This window comes from Aliiruegeria haliotis, assembly GCF_003003255.1.
In the GTDB taxonomy this organism is placed as follows: Bacteria; Pseudomonadota; Alphaproteobacteria; order Rhodobacterales; family Rhodobacteraceae; genus Tropicimonas; species Tropicimonas haliotis.
This window is the reverse complement of record NZ_PVTD01000007.1, coordinates 201896-223468: the sequence shown is the minus strand read 5'-3', so window position 1 is coordinate 223468 and position 21573 is coordinate 201896. Positions and strand designations below refer to the sequence as shown.

Below are 21573 nucleotides of genomic sequence, written 5' to 3'. Positions count from 1 at the left end.
AATGCGTTGCGCAGCAAACCATGCGCTTTGCATAGTCAATATGTATATACGGATATCAAGCCGTATCTCGCATCTATGAGTTGGTCGAAAGCCGTTGCCGACGATAATTTTGATCTGCCGAGAAAGCATGTAGCGCTTTGTTGGCGGCGGGTAACGAAACGGCGCAAGATCACTTCATCTGGGTAGAGTTTCGGCAAGATCGAAGCGAGGAGCGGGTTCAGTCGACAGTGCCTTCCATTTCTTGTGTGGATGAGATTTAGTCGCCGTTGCAACGGATACCAAGGCTGCGGCAGGCATCGGGTGCTGAACCGAAGTCGCTATATGGAGATACCAATGAGATTCAGCTTTCTTGCGGTCACTATGGCAGCGGCGCTTGTTGCTGCACCGGTCCAGGCTGAGTGGACTGACGAACAAAAAGCTGCGGCCGCTGGCGCGCTGGTTCTTCTGGGAGCGGCAGCGCTTGCCCACCACGAAGACCACCATGAGGATGGGAAGCACCTGACGCAGGTTGAAGAGATTGCGGCCTTTGATAGGGGCTATCGAGACGGATTACACAATGCAGAGCGCGACCCGCGTGACGGCGGCAGAAACTATACGGACGGCTATGAGGCCGGAGAGCAGGAACGGCAGCATCGCCTTGCACACCGTAAGCAAGACAATCACGTCAAACATAATCTCCCCAATCTCGCCAAGCGCGCTTGCGTCGGCGAAGCATCCGCCCGCTGGGGGCGCAACCCACGCGATATCCACGTGACAAACGGGCGCAAGGTTGGCGGAGACGACTATCTCGTCGAGGTCTCCGCCGGAAAGCGGCATGGAAATTGCGAAGCAAATTCCAAAGGAGACATCTACCTGTTCAAGAAGGGCCGCATCTAGTCCACCAAACCAAACTCGGGCTTACGGTCTGCCTACCAATCAGGTGCCGTTAGCCCACAATCGCAAAACTCAGTGGAACGCACGACCATGCATTTCGATCTGATCCACGCTCTCATCGTCGTCGCGGCGCTCGTGGGCACCAATATCGCATTGAGCGCAAGTGGAATACTGGGTGACGAGGACAAGAACCGCTGGAGCTGGAAACGGTTTCTCGCCTATTTCGTTGTGGTTTTTGTCATCAACCTGATCTGGCCGATATAGGTTTGCTTTGGACGGTTGCTCGATTCCGCGTCGACGCGGGACCGAGCACGGGTGATTGACGTGTCAGTTGATCCCTATGCCGACGTCGAACGTCACCGGTTGTGCGCCGGCATTGAGGATTTCGATGACGTGATCGCCCGATTGCCACAACTGGCCTTTGTAGGGCGTGTCGGAACTGATCAGATCGAGCAACATCGACCCATCAGGATTCTCGATTTTGTAGTCAAGTGCTCCGCCGTGAGAGCCAACATCGACATTCAGAAACTGTCCGTCGTTTGCGCCCAGAACGTAGCGAACTGACGTATTCTGGTTCAGCGTTGCCGTCATGGCAGTTCCACTGGTACCCGCGTCGAACTCAATGCGTTGAGTTCCGGACGCTGCACTTGCCGATGTTCCATCGCCAGAGCTAGAGCCACTGCCGTCAGCGTCGACACGCCGTAGTTCCGCAACTTCGGGTCCCGACCAGACAACACATTCGTATTCCGCTCCCGAGCCATCGCGCAGCACCACAAGCGTTCCAGCTTCGCTGCCTGATTGCTTCAGCACTTCGCCGCCGACATCGCCGTAGCGTGCTCGCAATTCGTCAATGCAGGCATTGGCTTCGTCGGACATATCCGCTGCCGCGGGCCACGCTAAAAGGACGGAGAGACATAGAGTACGTTTGAACATTGAAGAGCATCCGATTGCTGCGAGGGTAAGACCCTTTCTGGCAACTAAAAAAATGCGCTCCACAGTTTTGACAACCTTTCGATCAGGAGAACGGAACATGTGCCAAATGGGCACCGCCTGCTCGCTTCCCAGTCCTTAAACCAGACATCTGATCAAAACACTCAAATGTCGACTAGGTCGGCAAAGCACCAGTTCACCCATGCTGCAGCATCGTCGCCTTTGGGCTCGATGCCGCCGATCGGTCCTATCTTGCTGAGCGACAGCTTCCAACTGCGGAATGTCCGAGCATGGAGACACTCCGCTGAAAGCTATGAAGTTTCTGCGTTTCAGGACTGGCTGCTTCCGGAGCATGGTCTAAGCTTGGGCCGCTGCGCTACCGATCCAGCGATGCAGGCGCCGTTTCTGAAGCACGGTCAAGCCGGGAAGGTATCCGCCCGCCAGAAGGGGCTGCAGGAGCAACGAGCCCATTGCGCTGACACCGGCGAAACCCGCGGCGATGTAAATTGGACCGCGCCAAGCCAGAAGTGGGCTCATTGCTGAAAGGGCGAGAGGCAGAGTAACGGCAGCCGCAAATGCTCCGGAGATCAGCAAAACTCGAACCCGGCTCATCTAAGCGGCCCGGACCCGTGTCAGGCAGGCTGGAGGACGACATGCGTTTCCTGGCTTCTATCTTTCGGACGCCGCATCACCGGGCGCAAGAAGACAGCTTCGAACTCGCCGCTATCAACTGCAAGGTGGCCGTGTGGCTGGCCGAAAGCGGGGACGATCTGCGGCATCTCAAGACGGAAGATCCCGTTGGCATCGGTGATAGTCGCACCGTGGCTATGAGGATCGCGTTCGTGGCCTTCGGTCGTGTGTGCCCAGATCTGAATGCGCCGCCAAGCAAGCGGAGCGCCATCGCCTGCGCGGGAACGGACCCCGTGCACAGACCTGCTGCAACGCAGGCACCGTCCGTGGCGAGAAGCGAGCGGCGCGATGCGATGGTTCTGGACATTGGCGGCTCTCGTTTCTGACGGGTTGATACAACTACCTCGTTGAAGCACGTCGCCGGGAAAAACCGAGTTCGGGCGGACAACGGACCCGCCCAAACGCTCGCAAAGTTTCGTGAGTGGGGCGGATACCTCCCGCCAAACTCAGCTCAGGTGCTTTTCGAAGTGAGCCAAGGTGCGCTCCCAGGCGAGCGTCGCCGCGGCCTCGTCGTAGCGTGGGGTGGTGTCATTGTGGAAACCGTGGTTTGCGCCGTCGTAGATATGGGCCTCGTAGGCCTTGCCGTTTTCCTTGAGTGCCGCCTCGTAGGCCGGCCAACCCGCATTCACCCGTTCATCCAACTCCCCGTAGTGCAGAAGCAGCGGGGCCTGAATCGCTGGCACATCCGCCGCATCCGCCTGGCGTCCGTAGAAAGGAACCGAGGCAGCCATGTTCGGGTAGGCCACCGCCAGTGCGTTGCAGACCCCGCCACCATAGCAGAAGCCAACGGCGCCGACTTTGCCGGTCGAGCTCTCGTGGCCGACGAGAAACTCGAAGGCGGCGAAGAAATCCTCCATCAGTTTCACACGATCGAGTTCCTTCTGCATCGCCCGACCATCATCATCATTCCCCGGATATCCACCCAGGGGCGTCAGCCCGTCGGGACCGAAGGCGAGGTAGCCCGCCTTGGCCGTCCGCCGCACGACATCTTCGATATAGGGGTTGAGGCCGCGGTTCTCGTGGATCACCAGAACCGCCGGCAACTTGCCCGTCGCCCCGGCCGGCTTCGCCATCAGCCCCCTGATCACGCCGTGTCCATTCGGGCTCTCGTATTCGGCCGCCATCGTCTCGATGGCCGGGTCGTCGGGGGCAACCTGCTGCGCCAGTGCGTAGTTGGGCTGCAGGCTCTCCAGCACGGCTGCGGCTGTAACACCCGCGGCGAGATACTGTCCGGAACTTCGGAGGAACTCACGCTTGGTCATCTTGCCATGAACGTAGCCGTCATAGAGTTCGAGAATCCGAGGATCGAATTCGGATGCCTTCTTGCGCTGCATTGGAGAGCTACCTGTTATTAAATGGTTCGATGGCATTGGCGCCCGTGCCAGGCGTCGTGATGCGCTTTCTGAAGTCCGCCGGAGAGCGTGCGCGACTGGCCGTGCTCAGATTCAGTATCGACAGAACCAGTGTGATTGGCCGAGTCACATCCGCGTTATCGCTCGCGGGCGTAGCGTTCCAGGCCACGATCGGCGAAACAGCAAAGTACTCTGTTTGCGCCCCATGCGATGCCCGCTTTGCGACCAGGCCGCCCGGACATCTTGCTTCCAGGACGAATGCCAGTCGTCCGTCCCTCTTGCCAACCGCTGCACCCGCGAGGGTTCAAGTTTCGTGCTCGCAGCGGAGGTCCGGAACGCCCCGCATACTACCAGTTCGTGCAGCGTGCAGCATTGTCGCCTTTGAGCTCATTGCGGTCTTGCGGTGGCGCAGCGAGGCGAACTTGACCTGCGGTCTGGAAGCGGTCGTTCCTGACGTTTAGAGACTTCACTGTCGTCAGCATGGTAGCCCGATACTTGGACATTCCTTGACCTGAAGCGGCCGCTCGATGAGACCGGTCGGAAGGACGGCACCGAGCCCAATCTGCAAAATACTGCGAGATGCATCAGCGGAAGCTTTGCCGACCATGCGGCCATCTGATGGTTTGCCTCAGATGACGGTAGCGAGCCCATGGCGGAAGTGCTTCCCGGCTCATGCTCGCAGTTTTTGCAAAGCGATCGCCCGAGACCGCTAGCCGCGCCTCAGAGAAGAAGAGCAGCCGTCCATGCAAAACGCAGCGAGCTTTCCGACCTCGATGTCCGGCTTGCGGGACAGAGCAGCCGGTCGGCTTGGGTCGATCAAATAGTGCTGTCGGCCCCTTGCGGTCACTCTCTGCCGCTCCATTCCGCTGTGGCGCAACCAATCATTCCGGACATTGGCCGCAGGCGCTAAAACCTGAAATGGCGGTTTCATGCCATGCTTGCAAGGCTGCCACGGTTTTGGTGTGGGGCGTTGCTTTCGGAGGCACAGACGCGTCCTTCGAAAACCATTGAGGAATTTTTCACAGCCACTAGACGACCGGTCTATTCGCACCTAGATCAGGAGGATGAATACGCAAACCAAAGATACACGCAGCCATATCCTGGAGGTCGGTCGCAGTTTGATCGCGCGGCAGGGCTATGTCGGTGTGGGGCTGAGCGAGCTTCTGAAGGCTGCGGACGTCCCCAAGGGGTCTTTCTATCATTACTTCCAGTCGAAAGAGGCCTACGGCTGCGCACTTCTGGAGAATTTCGTGGCCCAGTATCAGGAATCGCTCGCCGACACTCTCGGAAACGCGGAACAGCCGGCGCGCGACCGGTTCCTGGGATACTTCGAAGGCTGGCTTGCAAAACAGATTGGCCCTTCGCTGCAGGATCGATGCCTCGTGGTAAAGCTGTCCGCAGAGGTTGCCGACCTGTCACCGGACATGAGCCGGATCTTGCAGGATGGCGTAAGCAGCATCATCTCGAGCCTGACGGAGACCCTTGAGCAAGGCATAACTGACGGATCAATTGCGCCGCTGAACGACCCCTACGGTCTTGCCCGGGCGATCTATTACCAGTGGCTGGGAGCCAGCCTTGTTGCCGGCCTTTCGCATGACGATGCCCCACTGAAGGCGACGATGGAGGCCACGAAACAGGCCGTCCCCGCGCCCTGAACGCTTGAATGAAAGAGTTTCGCCCTCGGCGCTATAGCTGCACGCGGGTGTCGGACGACGGGTCCGCTCAGGACCTGCGGGGCATGCCCCAAACCGAAACGACACCGCGCTTCCTGAAAGCCGCTCATAGAAAAGAAAGATCCCATGACACAGACAATGACGACAAATCGGCAACTCGTCCTTGCCGAACGCCCCAAGGGCGAACCGACCAAGGATACACTGAAGCTGACCGAGGCGAGCATTCCGACGGCTGGGAACGGGCAGATGCTGCTCCGCACGGTTTACCTGTCGCTGGATCCCTATATGCGTGGCCGGATGAGCGATGCGCCCTCCTACGCGGCCCCGGTCGAGGTCGGCGGCGTCATGGTCGGCGGCACGGTCGCACAGGTCGTGACCTCTGATATCGACGGGTTTGCCGTCGGAGATTACGTGCTCAGTTTCAACGGCTGGCAGGATTACGCCGTTTCGGATGGCGCTGGCGTGACGAACCTCGGCGCGTCTCCAGACCACCCGTCCTGGGCACTGGGGATCCTCGGGATGCCCGGCTTTACCGCCTGGGCCGGGCTAACGCAGATCGGGGCACCCAAGGCAGGCGAAACCATCGTGGTCGCAGCTGCAACCGGTCCTGTGGGCGCGACCGTCGGTCAAATTGGCAAGCTGCTCGGCTGCCGCGTCGTCGGCGTCGCAGGCGGGCAGGACAAGTGCGACTACGCAGTGGCCGAGCTGGGCTTTGACGCCTGCATCGATCACAAGGCGGACAATTTTCCCGCCCAACTGGCCGCAGCCGCCCCGGATGGCATCGACGTCTATTTCGAGAATGTCGGCGGCAAGGTGCTGGATGCAGTGATTCCACTGCTGAACGCCAATGCCCGCATACCAGTCTGCGGTCTGGTCTCCCAGTACAACGCGACAAAGCTGCCTGACGGGCCGGATCGGATGAACTGGCTGATGGGGCAGATACTGCGCAAGAAGATCAAGGTGCAGGGCTTTATCATCTTTGACGATTTCGGGCATCTGTACCCTGAATTCGCCAAGGACATGTCGACGTGGATCGACGCCAACAAGATCAAATACCGCGAAGAGATCATCGACGGATTGGAAAACGCACCGGAGGCCTTTGTGGGGCTTCTGAGAGGCGAGAATTTCGGCAAGCGGGTTGTCCGCGTTGCCCAAGGTTGAAAGGTAAGAAGATGAAGATACTGATGGTTCTGACCTCACACGATCAACTCGGCGATACCGGCCACAAGACCGGCTTCTGGCTGGAGGAATTCGCTGCGCCCTACTACGTCTTCAAGGACGCGGGCGCGGAGATCACGCTGGCCTCACCCAAAGGCGGTCAGCCCCCGATCGATCCCAAGAGCGACGGCGATGATGCGCAGACGGACGACACCCGCCGGTTCAAGGGCGACAAGGACGCGCAACAGCACCTCGCCTCGACGGTGAAACTCGCGGATGTGACCGAGGACGGCTTCGACGCGATCTTCTATCCGGGCGGGCACGGCCCGCTGTGGGATCTTGCCGAGGACGCCGACAGCAAGCGCCTTATCGAAGGCTTCGCAGCAGCAGGCCGCCCCGTGGGTGCCGTGTGCCATGCACCGGCGGTGTTCCGTCACACGCATGGCTCCGACGGCAACCCGTTGGTTTCGGGCCGCCGGGTCACCGGCTTCACCAACTCGGAAGAAGAGGCGGTGGATCTTACAAACGTGGTGCCCTTCCTCGTCGAGGACATGCTGAGGGCCAATGGCGGACAGTTCGAGCGCGGCGACGACTGGGCCGACTTTGTCCTGCGTGACGGCAAGCTGGTCACCGGCCAGAATCCTGCGTCCTCTGCCAGTGCTGCCAAGGAACTCCTGGCACTGCTTGGCTGATGAGCATCGATCGGGGCGCTCGACGAACCGCACTGGCTGCGTCGTTGCTGTGCGCCCCGTCTTCGTGATGGTCGCTGTTCAGTTGAATAGAAAGGTCAAAGGAGCGCTACAGAAGACCGCTTTCCAGAACTAGATCTTCGACAATGCACATGCAGGGAAGGAGTGCTCACCGCCCTACTGACGGTGATGTCAGTTGAACTTGGCTTTTCGCGGGGCAGGGGACTGGGTAGCGTCCACGGATGGCAAAACGCGACCCGTTCAAATACTTCAAGACAAGCCGTGAGATCATCCGACTGGCGGTGATGCTCTACATCCGTTTCCCGCTTTCGCTAGTGAACGTCAAGGATTTGCTGCGCGAACGCGGGCTCGATAGCGGCCATGAATCCGATCGGTTCTGGTGGCATAGATTTGGTCCGTTTTTCGCTTCCGAGATCCGCAACAAACGTGCTGAACGACTGCGTTCTGGACCGCAATGGCGGTGGCACCTGGGCGAGGTGTTCGTGAAAATCAACGGTAGGCGGCACTACCTGCGGCGGGCTGTCGACCACGAGGGCGAACTTCTTGAGAGCTTCGTCACAAAGCGGCGGGACAAGAAGGCCGCTTTGAAATTCCTCAAGAAAACGATGCGGCGATACGGTCGGGCTATGGCAATCGTCACTGACTTGCTTCGGTCCTACGGCGCGTCCTTGAAGGAAATAGGCGTTGCAGATCTGCATGAAACGGGCCGTTGGTTGAACAATCGGGCCGAAATCTCGCATCTGCCGTTTCGACGACGAGAACGGGCGATGCAACGGTTCCAGTCAACACGAAGTTTGCCGAGATTTGTCGCCGTCCACGCCTCGGTCCACAACCATTTCAACTTGGAGCGCAGCCTCTCAAGCCGGGACATCTTCAAAGCCAACCGTGCCGCTGCTCGCACTGAGTGGCGCCAGCTCTGCGCGGCATAGGGGAAAGCGATCCTGCCCATGTAGACGTGTTCGAATTGGTCTGACACCACCGATTCTGGCGGTGAGCACCCCAACCTACCTACGAATTGCATACGTCGTCGGTCAACGGGGGCATGGGCAATTCGTTGTGGAAATTCCGTTCAGATCGATGTATCGAAACATACGCTTTGGAACTTGGTTCCAAAATTTGGCAGATATCTCTGCAACCTGTGGCCCGTTGGGGTTCCGGACGTTGGGATTTGTGGCAAGCGGCGCTGCTGACGCAAATGCAAAGCGCCCAATCACCGACCGGACGCGGATCGCGGGATGTGCCCCTTGCGATGCAGCAAGGGGTGACAGGGACAACAAAGGCGAGGATGCCATGATCATCGAACCTCCCTCCGGGCCGCGCGAATTGCGCCTCGAACAGCTTTCTGCGGATCTGGTTGTGGTCGGCGGCGGGCTTTCGGGGGTCTGTGCAGCGATATCGGCGGCGCGTGGCGGCTCCCGCGTGGTGCTGATTCAGGACCGCCCAGTGCTTGGCGGCAACGCTTCCAGCGAGGTTCGGCTCTGGATCCTTGGCGCAACATCCCATGGTGGCAACAACAATCGATGGGCGCGCGAGGGTGGCATCGTCAACGAAGTTCTGCTCGAAAACCAATATCGCAATCCCGGCGGCAATCCAGTGATCCTGGATACGATTCTTCAGGATTGGGTCGCTCGAGAGAAGAACCTGACCGTGCTCGTCAACACGCAGGTCTTCCATGTCGAGATGGAGCGCGAGCGGATCCGCCGGGTGCAGGCGTTCAATTCACAGAACAGCACCATGTATCAGGTCGAAGGCGCGCTCTTTGCCGACTCAAGCGGCGACGGCATCCTCGTGCATATGTCTGGTGCTGCCTATCGGATGGGGTCCGAAGAGGCGTCGGAGTTCGACGAGCCGATGGCGCCGGGCGACGACTACGGCAAGCTGCTCGGCCATTCGATGTATTTCTACACCAAGGACGTTGGCCATAGGATCGACTACGTGGCCCCGGATTTTGCACTGAAGGACGTTCCCTCGCTGATCCCGCGCTTTCGCAGTTTCAACGCCGTAGAACATGGCTGCTCGCTTTGGTGGATCGAATGGGGCGGGCGGCTCGACACCATTCACCAGTCCGAGGAGATCAAGGGCGAGTTGCAGAAGGTCGTCTACGGCGTCTGGAACTACATCAAGAATTCCGGGTCGTTTCCAGAGGCCGAGAACCTCGCGCTGGAATGGGTGGCCACGATCCCCGGCAAGCGGGAAAGCCGCCGGGCCGAGGGTGACTATGTGCTTCGGCAAAGCGATATCATCGATCAGGTCGAGCACGAGGACAACGTCACCCATGGCGGATGGTCGATCGATCTGCACCCGGCCGATGGGGTTTATGCCCAGCAGGGGGGCTGCAACCAGTATCACGCCAAGGGGGTGTTCGGCATTCCCTATCGCTGCATGTACAGCCGCAATATCGAGAACCTGTTTATCAATGGCCGGCTACTTTCGGCCTCGCATGTGGCTTTCGGCAGCACGCGGGTCATGGCAACCTCTGGCGCTGTCGGGCAGGCAATCGGCACGGCGGCGTCTGTGTGCACGCGTCTTGGCAGGGCGCCACAGGAACTGTCCTCTGACGATGGGCTGGCGGCGCTCAAGTCGGCGCTGGCCGAGGCCGGTCACCATGTTCCCGGATATGCCCCGCTGGCCGTGGGCAACCTTGCAACTGGGGCTGCTCTGAATGTTTCTAGCGAATTGTTTCTGGACGGCCTTCCGCCTGATGCCGGCTGGCGGCCGTTGAGCGACAGCTATGCCCAGATGCTGCCGATGCGGCCGGGCGAGGGCGGATCGCTCACCATCCCTGTTCGGGCCGAGCGCGCCACGAGCTTGGCGGTCGAGGTCCGCGCCGCGGAGAAGCCGGGCAACCACACGCCGGAGCGGGTCCTGCAGAGGCAAGAGTTCGCGTTGGCGCCCGGACAGGGGGAGATTGTTGTTGCTTTGCCCGACACCGAGCAACCCTGCTACGGATTCCTCTGTCTCCTCGAAAACCCGGATGTCGCGGTCGGGCTTTCACAGCAGCGTGTAACCGGCTTCCTGAGCGTGAAGCAGGGCGGGCTAGACAAGGTCAGCACGGCCTCCCGGCAGGAAGCGCCGGAAGGGCTTGGCGTTGAAAGCTTCGATTTCTGGATTCCAGAGCGCCGTCCGAAGGGGCAGAACATCGCCTTTTCCGCGAACCGTCCGGTTCATGCCTTTGGCAAAGCGGCGCTGGTCTCCGGACCGACCAGGCCGACCTCCGCACCCAATGCCTGGGCGGCCGCGTTGACGGACGCTGAGCCATGGATCACGCTCGACTGGCAAGATGGCATTTCTGCGCGCGAGTTGGTGCTCTATCTCGATTGCGATTTCGATCACCCGCTGGAAAGCGTCCAGATGCGCCATGCCGACCGGGTGATGCCGTTTCTGGTCCATGAATGCGAGGTCGAATGCGATGGAAATGTGATCGCTGCGATACAGGATAATCGCAGCCCGATCCTGCGCATCGCCCTGCTGGAGGATGAGACGATACATCGCCTGACGATCCGGCCGCGGAACAGGCAGGGCTGCCCGGTGGCGCTGTTCGGCATCCGCGTGCAGTGACGCTCTCAGCGCGAGCCGCGCCCTGCGCGCATCTCCAGGACGATCAGGTAAAAGCCCGTTGCAAGAATGATCGCGCTGCCGATCCAGGTCCAGAGGTCGGGAAGCTGCCCGAAGACCAACCAGCCATAGAGGGTGGCCCAAATCATCGCGGAGTAGAGCGCCGGGGCAATCGCCGTGGCCTCTGCCGTGGCAAAGGCCTGGATGAGCAGAAACTCGGAGGCAGCGATCAGGGCGGCAATGCACATCCCCGTTGTCCATATTGGCGCGTCTGGCCAGGTCCAGACCGCCGGCATGCAGCATGACAGCAACGCGAAGCCAGTCAGCGCGGTCCAGACCAGCGTGGTCGAGATCGGGTCCCGCGCGGCGAGCCGGCGGCCGAGAATTTGGCGCAGCGCGAGGAAGAACGCACCGGCCAGAACGAGCAGGATTGCCGGGCTGACTACGCCAAAGCCGGGCCGGATGATGATGAGCGCGCCGGTAAATCCGCCGAGCACAGCCGCCCATCGGCGCCACGTGACGGTCTCACCGAGAAAGGCTGCCCCCATCGCGGTCACAAGGAAGGGGGCGACGAACGAGACGGCAACGGCATCCGCCAGCGGAACGAAGCGCAGGGCGGTGATGAAACAGAGGGCCGAAAGCGCCGCGGCGAGGCCGCGCAGGACCTGCAACTGTGGCAAGCCCGTGCGCAGCACGCCTGGTCCACGGATGGCCAGTACGCCGAGTGCCGCCATCGCAAGGCCGGATTGGCGCATCCAGACGACCTGTAGCGGGTGCAAGGTCTCTGTCAGGAGCTTGGCCAGCGCGTCAGAAGTAGAGATCAGGAACAGGCTGGTCGCAAAAAGCGCAAGCCCCGCGAGATTGCCTGAGCGGACCTGCGATTGGCCCGGCATGCACTGTCCTTTCCGGGTGTTGCGGGCAAGTGCGCCGATCAATAGGCCGGCTTGACCGGGAACCAGCCAGCTCGGGCCGGGTCCAGATAGGCGCCCGAGATTTCGTTGACGCGATATGTTTCGACACGCTCTTCAGATATGTGGATCCCGAGGCCGGGCTCGGTCGGAACGGTAAACCGGCCGTCCGTGATCACAGGTGCATTCCCGGCAATGTCGCCGCCGAGATAGGCGTGCTCGGTGTCGATGGCGATGGACGCGTTGGGGATGCAGGCCGCGAGATGTAGATAGGCCGCCTGCGACAGGGCCAACTCTGCGCCTGAATGCAACCCGACGGGAATGCCGAAGGCTTCGCAGATCGCCGCGGCCTTGATCACCTGCCACAGACCGCCTGCCTGATGTGGGTCCAGCAGGACCACATCTGCCGCACGTGCCCGCGCAATATTGCCTACATCCGTCAGCGTATAGGCGCTTTCGTCCAGGGCAATCGGGCAGGCGGAATAGGCGCGCAGGTCTGCATGGCCCTGCAAATCGTCCAGTTCCAGTGGCTGTTCGACATAGGCCGGATCGAGGTCGGCGAGCCGGTTGAGTTGACGCTTGGCCGTGCCTGGCGTCCACGCTCCGTTGACATCTAGGCGCATCGGCAGCGCGCCGACAGCCTGACGCGCCGCGGCCGCAAGCGCGATGTCGCTCTCGGCATCGAAGCCGATCTTGACCTTGAACGTGGTGTAGCCGTTGTCGGCAAATCCCTTCATCCGGTCCGACAGGGCCGCAGGATCGGCGCTGAACAGGTAGGCGGCGGCCTCTATCTCTTCGCGCCAGAGCCCGCCCCAGAGCGCATGTAGCGGCTGACCCGCGATCTTGCCGAAGGCGTCCCACATTGCCATTTCCATCGCGGCAATCGCCATGACGGCGGCACGCTTGTGATGGTAGTAGCCCGCACCCAGCACGTGTCGGTGAAAGCGTTCCGCGTCGCTGACCGGGTAACCAATCGCGAGTTTGGCCACCACGTCCTCGAACACCGCCGGGACGGCGGCGATGAGCGAAAGCGTTTCGCCCCAGCCCGTAACTCCGCTATCGGTCTCAATCTTGCAGACCAGTCGAGTTGTGCCGGTGCGTGTACCCGAGCCCCATTCGATGGTTTCGGTCAGCGGGACACGGATCAGGGAGTGCCAGACCTTTGTGATGCGCATCGGATCGACTCCACCTCCGTCAGGGTTGACTTGGAACTAAGTTTCAAAATAACTATCCATGAACGGAGAGCAAGCCGGAATTGAGGAAGCGAGCGTGAACAGGAAGACCCCGGGCCCTACTGTCGAAGTGCCATCCACCGGCGTCCAGCCGGGAATGCAAGCGCTTACGCGAGGGTTGGCTGTGGTCGAGATGATCGCCTCTGCGGAGCGTCCGCCACGTTTCACTACCCTGCTGGAAAAGACCGGCCTGCCGAAGGGCACTTTGCATCGCATTCTGCAGACCTTGGTCGACGAGCGCTATATCCAGGTCGATGAACGTGATCAGTCCTACCGGCTCGCGGCCAAACCCTTCGAATTGGCGCATCGGGTCTGGGATCAGTTCGACCTGCGCGGGGCGGCAGCGCCGGAACTTGCGCGGCTGAGTAACATGACCGGAGAAGCGGTCCGACTCGGTGTTCTCGACCAGTCGCAAGTGCTTTATATCGACCAGCTGGATGTGCCTCAGCCAGTGCGGGTTGCCAATGGCGTAGGCAGTCGCGCGGCTCTGCATGCCTCGGCCCTCGGAAAGGCCATGGCGGCGCATTTGGGTATGCGTGACAGGCACCAGCTTATCGATGCCGAGCAGCTCTCCGCGTTTACCGGGCGGACGATCACTACCGAAGAAGACCTGCACCAGCATCTCAATATCATCAAGGCGCGCGGATATGCCATTGCCATTGAGGAGTTATACGAAGGCGTCGCAGGTGTGGCCGCGGCCATCCTCGACCATCGATCCGAACCGCTCGGAGCGATCGGGATCGTCGGGCCGGCCTTTCGGCTCGATGCCGAACGACTTCATTCTCTGGGCCGTGAGGTCATCGAGGCCGCTCGCAGGGTCTCGGGAAACATCGGGCAGCTTTCCATGTCGATCTCGGTCAATCCGCGCCCGCTCATGACAACAAGCTCCGCAGTCAACCTCGCCATCCCCGGAGAAGATTTCCTCGCCGAGGGGCCGCATTGGTCCGAGGCGCACCAGCGGTTGCTTTGGGTCGATATCCTTGCGCCCTCATTCTGCACCGGCGATCCAAAGAGCGGGGAGCGGGACTGCATCGCCTTGCCGGAACTGGTCGGCTGTGCCGTGCCGCATGCCGAGGGTGGCTATGTCGTGGCGACCGAAACCGGGGTCAAGTTGCTGGACGAAGCCGGCGGGCTGTCCGTGATCTGCCGGCCGGAAGCGGACAGGCCGGGCAACCGCTTCAATGATGGCAAGTGCGATCGTCGCGGGCGGTTCTGGCTGGGTTCCCTGTCAATCGACACCGCCCCCGGACAGGGCAACTTGTGGCGCATCGACCCCGATGGCAGCGCGACCCTCATGGATAGCGGCCTGAGCGTGTCCAATGGGATGGGCTGGAGTCCTGACGACCGGGTGATGTATTTCGCCGACAGCGCCAAGCGCGAAATCTATGCCTATGATTTTGAAACCGAATCTGGCGCGATTTCCAACCGCCGGGTCTTTGTGACCCTGCCCGAGGACAATGGTACGCCGGACGGACTGGCCGTGGATGCCGAGGGCGGCGTGTGGGTTGCCTGCTGGGATGGCTGGAGCATCAATCGCTACACGCCGGACGGCATGGTAGACCGAGTGATCCCGCTTCCGGTGCCGCGCCCGACCAGTTGCACATTTGGCGGGCCGGATCTCACGACACTCTTCATCACGACCGCGCGAATTCGCCTGTCGTCGCAGGTCCTCTCGGATGCACCGCTCTCGGGAAGCGTGCTCTCTGTCGAGGCCGGCGTGAAGGGGCAAGCTGAAACCTTCTTTGGAATGACATGATCGCGCCAGGGAGGGTGCGAAGGAGGAACTGATGACTGAGCTTTCGATCCAGGGGCTGTACAAGCGCTACGGAGCCGTCGAAGTGCTGACGGATATCAATCTCAACGTGCGTTCGGGCGAGTTCACGGTTTTCGTCGGCCCGTCGGGTTGCGGCAAATCCACACTGCTTCGCATGGTCTGCGGGTTGGATGAGGTATCGGCGGGCACGCTTGCCATCGACGGCGAGATCGTGAACGACGTGCCGCCCAGCAAGCGCGGGATCGCGATGGTTTTCCAGACTTATGCGCTATACCCGCATATGACCGTGGCCGAGAACATGGGCTACGCGCTGAAGCTCGCGGGCGAAGACAAGGGCCTGATCGCCGAGCGTGTCCGGCGCGCCGCCGAGATCCTCAAGATCGAGAGCTATCTCGACCGGAAGCCGCGCCAGCTCTCAGGCGGGCAGCGCCAGCGGGTCGCCATCGGCCGAGCCATCGTTCGCGAGCCCAAGATCTTCCTCTTCGACGAACCTCTGTCGAACCTCGACGCCGCACTCCGGGTCGATATGCGGATGGAGTTTGCCCGGCTCAAGGAGCGCCTCGGCACGACGATGATCTATGTCACCCACGATCAGGTTGAAGCGATGACGCTTGCCGACAAGATTGTGGTAATGAGTGAGGGGCGGATCGAGCAGGTCGGATCACCGCTTGACCTCTACCGGGCACCCGAAAACCGCTTCGTCGCCGGGTTTATCGGAAGCCCGAAGATGAACTTCATGCCGGTGACCGGGCAGGGCGACGGTCGCTTGCAGGTACCGGGTGGCACAATCGACATTCCTGCCGAGATCGATGCGAGCCGGGTTGTCGAGGTTGGTATCCGTCCTGAGCATATGCAAATTGGCCTTGCGGACGAGAACACGCTCCGGGGCAACGTGATGACGGCAGAGCACCTGGGCAGCGATACCTTCGCCTATGTCGAGATCGAGGGGCTGGAACGTCCGGTCATGGTCCGGCTCGATGGCGAACACACGATTCAGACCGGCGATCCCGTGGATGTCGGTTTCGCCACGCGCAGCGTCCACCTTTTCGACAGCGACGGGCTGGCGCTCCGGCGGCAGAAAGTCTCGAACGCGGCGTAGCGCCGTGAAGGGGCCGTGCAGGGAGTACCATGAAAGACGGCCGCCCGAATATCCTCTTCATACTTCCCGACCAGCTTCGGCCGGACTTTCTCGGGGCCTATGGCGCCGACTTCCTGCAAACTCCGGCAATTGACGGGTTGGCCGCGCAGGGTGTGCTCTACGAAACGGTTGTCTCGCCGAGTCCGATCTGCGTGCCGGCCCGCGCCTCGATGCTGACTGGACAGCACGCCCATGCAAACGGCGTCATCGACAACCTGCACTGGCTGCGACCGGACCGGCGGGAGATGGGCATTGCCACTTGGCCGGAGCTGCTTTCGGAAGCGGGGTATCACACGGCCGGTATCGGCAAGATGCACTTCTACCCCTGGGACATCACGGAAGGTTTCGGGCATCGGATCATCGCCGAGGACAAGCGGCATGTTCACATTGAGGATGACTATGACGCCTTTCTGAAGGCTGGAGGCTGGCACAAAGCGCATGGCAACGAACAGCGCGGCTACCAGGGCTGGAAGGGGGCGTGCTTCAATGACCTGCCCGACCACGCACAGGTCGATCGTTGGGTTGCCGGAAAGGCGGCCGATTATCTGCGCGGATATGATGACGTGCGCCCCTTTGCCATCATGGTTGGATTTCCGGGGCCACATTGCCCTTACGATCCGCCCAAGGCGGCAGTCGGACGAATCGATCCAGACGCATTGCCGCGCCCTCTGCCGATGACAGAGGAGGTGCAGAGCTACCGAGAGGATTTCGTCGCCAGCTACCGTCGTGGCTGGGCCGATCTGGACTACTCTACTCTGACCGAGGACGAGAGCCTCCGGATTCGTCAACATTATGCTGCTTCGGTCGAGAGGCTCGATGCGGATGTTGCCACCATTCTTCAGGCGCTACGTGATAGCGGGCGGCTCGACAACACCATCGTCGTCTTCGCATCGGACCACGGCGACTATCTTGGCGATTTCGGTCTGGTCGGAAAAACCTACTTCCACGAGCCCAGCATTCGCGTGCCGCTGGTCGTGACGGATTTCCGGGCGCCGGAGGCGCGGCGCGACACCGAGTTGCGGTCCGTGTTGGACCTGTTCCCGAGCTTCCTCGACTGGGCCGGGCTGCCGCCCGCAGCGCAGGCCCACGGCCAGTCGCTCGCCAGCAATAGCAATGGACGAGTCGTGGTCGGTATGACCTCCCATGGCGTCATGGCCCGCAGCGCGACTCACACGCTGGTGCGATACAAAGGCGCTATGGCGCTCTATGATCTGGAGCAGGACACCGGCGAGCAGTTCGACTGCAGCGGTTCTCCCAGTCACGCAAAGGCTGTGCGGGAACTGGAGCAGGCGCTGACCTGCGAGTTGTTGCGCGGCACTATGGCGACAAGCGCGTGCGCGAGTGCCAGTCCGCGGCGCCGCACCCATTCTATGAACGGGAATGGCGCCGCCCCTATCGCAAGACGACAATTATATGGAACTCGGTTTCAAATTCTTGAAACGCCGCGCAGTGCGATGTAGAGTAGGTTTGGAACTGAGTTTCAGAATCACAGACGGGAGGAAATCGTGAAGCATCTCAAAACCGGACTGGTCAGTGCCATAGCAGCGCTGGCGGTGACCGCAGGGGCCGTGCAGGCCGAGACGGTCGAATTCATGAACTGGGTATCCGCAGAGGAGACCGGCAAGGAAAAAATGACGGCCATGGCCGACAGCTTCAAGGAAGCGACCGGCAACGAGGTGGACCTTCAGGGTTATGCCTGGGGCGACATGAACAAGAACTACGTTCTGCGCGCCCGCTCCAAGACCCTTCCGAATGTCGGGCAAAGCCAGGGCCGGCTCCTGCCGATCATCGCGGGCATCCCCGAGATGCAGGATTTCAACGAGATCTTCGGCAAGGACAAACTGGCCGAGATGTTCCCCGCCAGCTTCCTCGCCGCCGGTGAGATCGACGGCAAGCAGCTAGGCCTGCCCTGGATCGGCGGAACGATCGGTTGGGTTGCCAACCAGGAAGTGCTGGACGCGGCCGGCATCACCGAGATGCCGGAGACCGTCGAAGAGTTCAAAGCGGCGCTCATCCAGGTGCGTGACAACGTGCCGAACTCGGTCCCGCTTGGCCTTGCCACCAAGAACCACAATTCCATCGTGCTCGACTACATCACATGGCTCTGGACCTTCGGTGGCGATGTGATGGTTGACGGCAAGCCGGCGGTGAACTCGCCCGAAGCCGTTGCGGCATTGTCCTTCCTGACGGATGCCGTCAGCGAGCGACTGGCTGCGCCCGAGATCGACCGCCCTGATGCGCGCCGTCTGTTCGCGCAAGGCGCAACCGCCTTCTATCTCGACGCCCCGCTGGCCCGCACCTTTGCGCGCAAGTTCTCCGGACGCGATATGGAAATCGACCCCGCCGTCAAGCCGATCAAGGCGCCAGTGCTGAATGCAGGCGACGACCCGGTTTCCGTTTCTTGGGGCCACCTGATCGTTGCTTTCGGTGACGAGGCGCCGGCGGCTGACAGCCCGGCGATGCAGTGGGTCATGCATCTTCTGTCCAACGAGCAACTCGTTGGCTACGCAGTCAACCAGAGCGTCCTGCCGACGACAAACGCTGCGCTTGAGTCGGAAGAGGTCAAGGCCGACACCTATCTGACGGAATGGGCCGCCGCGACGGTTGCGCCGCGCCGCAACACGATTGCCTCGATGGAAAAGGGCGCCGAGGTTTCTGCCGTGATCGGCGAGGAATTCCAGGCAGCCATCCTCGGCCAGAAAACGGCGGAAGAAGCGGCGAACGACATGCAGTCCCGTCTTGAAGGGGTTCTGGCCGAATAAGCCGAACCACAGCGCGCGCCCCACCGGGGCGCGCGATCTACTGGTGCACCTGCACCAGAACCGTTTCACGTATCCAAGCCGCCGATAACAGCGAGGCATCCATGTCGAGCGACGCTACATCTTTGCCAGATGGCACCGAGTTCCGCCCATCACCCCACGCCCGCCGTGGCGGATTGAAGGCCGGCGACGCGCGCTTCGGAGTGATGCTGCTCTTGCCCGCCCTGCTGGCATTCGGCCTCATCGTCCTGTCGCCGTTCATCCAGGCGCTGGCGATGTCGTTCTACAAGTACACGATCTCGACCCCGGAGCCTGTCTTTGTCGGTTTGAAGAACTACGGCAAGCTATTGAGCGACCCCACGGTTCGCGCCTCCTTCGTGACGACGGCAATCTACGTCTTCTTCACCACGTCATTCTCGATCACGCTCGGGCTGGCCTGGGCGATCATCCTCAACGAGCCCTTCAAGGGGCGCACCGCCATTCGCGGGCTGTCGCTGATCCCGTGGATCATGCCGGCCACCGTTTCGGCCTTTATCTATGGCTGGATCTTCAACTCCCGCTACGGGCTGCTGAATGCGATCGGCAAGGAACTGGGGTTGATTGAGTACCCCGTCGCCTGGCTGGCCGACCCCACCGGCGCGATGGTCGCGGTCGTCATGACCAAGGTGTGGCTGTCTATCCCGCTGTTCATGTCGTTCTTCCTCGCGGGCCTGCAAAGCATGGACCGCGAACAGATCGAGGCCGCGCGCGTTGATGGTGCCGGCAACTGGCACGTGCTGAAAGACCACATCTTCCCGCATCTGCGGCCCGTTTTCCTCGTCGTCGTCGTGCTCGGCATGATCGGCAACCTGCAACAGTTCGACTCGATCTATGCCATGACCGGCGGCGGACCCGTCCGCGCCACATCCGTGCTGTCGGTCGAGGTGTATCGCCGGGCCTTCGAGCAATGGGATATCGGCATGGCCGCAACGGTCGGCGTGCTCTGGGTCGCGACGATCCTGCCGCCCGCCTATTTCTACCTCCGCCAGCTGATGAAGGGAGCCGAATGATGCTTGACCTCAGCACCACCACGGCCAAGGTCGTCTTCATCGGTATCGCCCTACTGATCGGCTTTTTCCTGTTTTTCCCGGTCTACTGGACGCTGGCCTCATCGCTGAAAGCGGATGCCGAACTGTATCAGATCACGCCCACGCCCTGGCCGAAGGCGCCGACGCTGGATCACTACCGCACGGCGCTGACCGAGGGTCAGTTGCCCAAGCTGCTCGGCAACTCGCTGCTGGTGTCGATCTCGTCGGCCACGTTCAACGCCACGCTGGCCACCTATGCCGGATACAGCTTTGCCAAGTATCGTTACTTTGGCCGCAAGCCGGTGATGATGTTCATGCTCTCGGCGCAGATGTTCCCGTTTGGCCTGCTGCTGATCACCATCTACCCGATGTTCGTCGAGTGGAACCTGCTGGACACGCGCCTCGGCCTGATCCTCAGCTACATCGTCTTTGCCCTGCCGGTCGCGACCTACATGATCTACAGCTATTTCAGTCAGGTGCCGAACGAGTTGATCGAAGCGGCGCGGGCGGATGGCGCCAGCGACCTGCGGATCTTCCACACGATCGTGCTGCCGATCTCGATCCCGCCGATCGTGACCGTGTTCCTCTACAGCTTCATGTGGAGCTGGAACGATCTGCTCTATTCGCTGACCCTGATCGTTTCGGATGAGAAGCGCACCGTCGCGCCGGGGCTGCTCCTGACCTATCTCAATGAGACCAATGCCGACTGGGGTGGCGCTATGGCCGCCTCCCTGATGGCCGCCACCCCGGTCGTGCTGGGCTTCATGTTCCTGCAACGGTTCTTCATTCAAGGCGTCACCGCAGGAGCAGTGAAATGAGCGCACTCAAGGGAGCTTTCCCCGTACTTTGCACACCGTTCCGCGACGACGGCACCGTTGATGAGGCCGACTTCCGATCCCTGATCGGGTTCGTCCGCGACTGCGGGGCGGATGGCTGCGTCTTTCCCGGTGTGGCAAGCGAGGTTACCACGCTCAGCCCGGAAGAACGGGCGCGCCTGATCGCCCTTCTCGGCGAGGAACTCGCCGGTGCGATGCCGTTCATCGTGGGAGCGAGCGAAGACACGCCCCAGGGCGTCATCGACCGCATGGCCGAAGGTCAGGCCGTCGGCGCCAGCGCCGCGATGGTCATGGCTCCGGGGCATCTGGGCAAGGACATCGCGGCCCATACCGCCTTCTTCAAGGAGGTTGGCGCCGGGTCCGACCTGCCGATCCTTTTGCAGAACGCGCCGGTGCCGATTGGTGCGGGGCTCGCCCCCGAGGACGTTGCCGCCATCGCGCGCGCCGTTCCCGAGGTACGGTTCTGCAAGGAAGAAACCATGCCTTGCGGTCAGAACCTGACCCGGATCATGGCCGCGGCCGGAGATGCCATCGAAGGTGTGTTCGGCGGCGCGGGCGGGCGCTACATCACCGACGAACTGGCGCGCGGATCGCTTGGCACCATGCCCGCGAGCGAGTTTGCCGATCTGCATGTCGCGCTGGTCAACGCCTGGGCGGAGGGTCGCGAGGACGAGGCGCGGCGACTCTTCGAAGTGTCGATGCCGCTGCTCAACTTCCAGGCGATTTTCCGCATGCACATGACCAAGGGCACGCTGAAGCGGCGGGGCGTGATCGCCAATACCTTCGTGCGCGGTGCCGGACCAAAGATGGACGCGGGCGACGCGCGCGAGTTGCACGCGCTGCTCGACAGGATTTCACCCGAACTGACGCTGTTCCCGCTGGGGCCTGCGCCGCAAGACGACTGAAGAAAGAAGACCG

General features: G+C 61.3%; 19 protein-coding genes. 14 read left to right on the top strand and 5 right to left on the bottom strand.

Features of this window, described 5'->3' with window-relative positions:
• The first annotated feature begins 333 nt into the window (after positions 1-333).
• Together CLV78_RS16830 and CLV78_RS23995 are read left to right on the top strand one after the other, a co-directional pair.
• Positions 334-876 (top strand): hypothetical protein, encoded by a 543-nt coding sequence (locus CLV78_RS16830; protein WP_106206136.1) that lies wholly within the window; start codon positions 334-336, stop codon positions 874-876.
• Positions 877-963: 87 nt separating this feature from the next.
• Complete coding sequence (locus tag CLV78_RS23995) at positions 964-1137, top strand: hypothetical protein (RefSeq protein WP_211301025.1); 174 nt, start codon at positions 964-966, stop codon at positions 1135-1137.
• A 63-nt stretch (positions 1138-1200) separates the two neighbouring features.
• On the opposite strand, the gene CLV78_RS16825 is transcribed toward CLV78_RS23995, so the two are convergent.
• The 3 genes from CLV78_RS16825 to yghX form a co-directional block, all read right to left on the bottom strand.
• Positions 1201-1749, bottom strand: coding sequence for a hypothetical protein (locus tag CLV78_RS16825; RefSeq protein ID WP_106206134.1), 549 nt, complete (start codon positions 1747-1749; stop codon positions 1201-1203).
• A gap of 686 nt (positions 1750-2435) precedes the next feature.
• Complete coding sequence (locus tag CLV78_RS24570; protein WP_425427960.1) at positions 2436-2849, bottom strand: twin-arginine translocation pathway signal; 414 nt, start codon at positions 2847-2849, stop codon at positions 2436-2438.
• Between the two features lie 90 nt (positions 2850-2939).
• Entirely contained in the window at positions 2940-3827 is an 888-nt protein-coding gene (gene yghX, locus CLV78_RS16815) for a YghX family hydrolase (RefSeq protein WP_106206132.1), read from the bottom strand.
• A gap of 1082 nt (positions 3828-4909) precedes the next feature.
• On the opposite strand from yghX, the gene CLV78_RS16810 reads away from it, so the two are divergent.
• From CLV78_RS16810 to CLV78_RS16790, 5 genes are all read left to right on the top strand, one after another.
• Positions 4910-5500, top strand: a complete 591-nt coding sequence (locus CLV78_RS16810; protein WP_106206130.1) for a TetR/AcrR family transcriptional regulator — start codon at positions 4910-4912, stop codon at positions 5498-5500.
• 144 nt (positions 5501-5644) lie between these two features.
• Entirely contained in the window at positions 5645-6679 is a 1035-nt protein-coding gene (locus tag CLV78_RS16805) for an NADP-dependent oxidoreductase (RefSeq protein WP_106206128.1), read from the top strand.
• An 11-nt stretch (positions 6680-6690) separates the two neighbouring features.
• Positions 6691-7368 carry a type 1 glutamine amidotransferase domain-containing protein gene (locus tag CLV78_RS16800; RefSeq protein WP_106206126.1) on the top strand — a complete coding sequence of 226 codons (678 nt, stop codon included), beginning with the start codon at positions 6691-6693 and terminating at the stop codon, positions 7366-7368.
• 239 nt (positions 7369-7607) lie between these two features.
• Positions 7608-8315 (top strand): IS6 family transposase, encoded by a 708-nt coding sequence (locus CLV78_RS16795; RefSeq protein ID WP_106206124.1) that lies wholly within the window; start codon positions 7608-7610, stop codon positions 8313-8315.
• A gap of 361 nt (positions 8316-8676) precedes the next feature.
• Positions 8677-10944: an FAD-dependent oxidoreductase gene (locus CLV78_RS16790; protein WP_106206122.1), complete on the top strand. Its 2268-nt coding sequence runs from the start codon at positions 8677-8679 to the stop codon at positions 10942-10944.
• 5 nt (positions 10945-10949) lie between these two features.
• On the opposite strand, the gene CLV78_RS16785 is transcribed toward CLV78_RS16790, so the two are convergent.
• Both CLV78_RS16785 and CLV78_RS16780 read right to left on the bottom strand, forming a co-directional pair.
• On the bottom strand, positions 10950-11834 hold the full coding sequence (locus CLV78_RS16785; RefSeq protein ID WP_106206120.1) for a DMT family transporter: 885 nt from the start codon (positions 11832-11834) through the stop codon (positions 10950-10952).
• Positions 11835-11872: 38 nt separating this feature from the next.
• Positions 11873-13024 (bottom strand): mandelate racemase/muconate lactonizing enzyme family protein, encoded by a 1152-nt coding sequence (locus CLV78_RS16780; RefSeq protein ID WP_106206118.1) that lies wholly within the window; start codon positions 13022-13024, stop codon positions 11873-11875.
• 94 nt (positions 13025-13118) lie between these two features.
• Between CLV78_RS16780 and CLV78_RS16775 the strand changes: the two genes are divergently transcribed.
• The 7 genes from CLV78_RS16775 (at position 13119) to CLV78_RS16745 (ending at position 21560) form a co-directional block, all read left to right on the top strand.
• Positions 13119-14837, top strand: coding sequence for an SMP-30/gluconolactonase/LRE family protein (locus CLV78_RS16775; protein WP_158263580.1), 1719 nt, complete (start codon positions 13119-13121; stop codon positions 14835-14837).
• Positions 14838-14868: 31 nt separating this feature from the next.
• On the top strand, positions 14869-15954 hold the full coding sequence (locus CLV78_RS16770; protein WP_106206114.1) for an ABC transporter ATP-binding protein: 1086 nt from the start codon (positions 14869-14871) through the stop codon (positions 15952-15954).
• A 29-nt stretch (positions 15955-15983) separates the two neighbouring features.
• A complete protein-coding gene (locus tag CLV78_RS16765; protein ID WP_106206112.1) occupies positions 15984-17453 on the top strand; it encodes a sulfatase family protein in 1470 nt (489 codons plus the stop codon).
• Positions 17454-17498: 45 nt separating this feature from the next.
• Positions 17499-18755: an extracellular solute-binding protein gene (locus CLV78_RS16760; RefSeq protein ID WP_106206110.1), complete on the top strand. Its 1257-nt coding sequence runs from the start codon at positions 17499-17501 to the stop codon at positions 18753-18755.
• 101 nt (positions 18756-18856) lie between these two features.
• Positions 18857-19801: a carbohydrate ABC transporter permease gene (locus CLV78_RS16755; protein ID WP_106206108.1), complete on the top strand. Its 945-nt coding sequence runs from the start codon at positions 18857-18859 to the stop codon at positions 19799-19801.
• Positions 19801-20637 (top strand): carbohydrate ABC transporter permease, encoded by an 837-nt coding sequence (locus CLV78_RS16750; protein ID WP_106206197.1) that lies wholly within the window; start codon positions 19801-19803, stop codon positions 20635-20637. Before CLV78_RS16755 ends, CLV78_RS16750 begins: the two co-directional genes overlap by 1 nt.
• Positions 20634-21560, top strand: a complete 927-nt coding sequence (locus CLV78_RS16745; RefSeq protein ID WP_106206106.1) for a dihydrodipicolinate synthase family protein — start codon at positions 20634-20636, stop codon at positions 21558-21560. The genes CLV78_RS16750 and CLV78_RS16745 overlap by 4 nt, the downstream gene beginning before the upstream one ends.
• Positions 21561-21573: the final 13 nt, after the last annotated feature.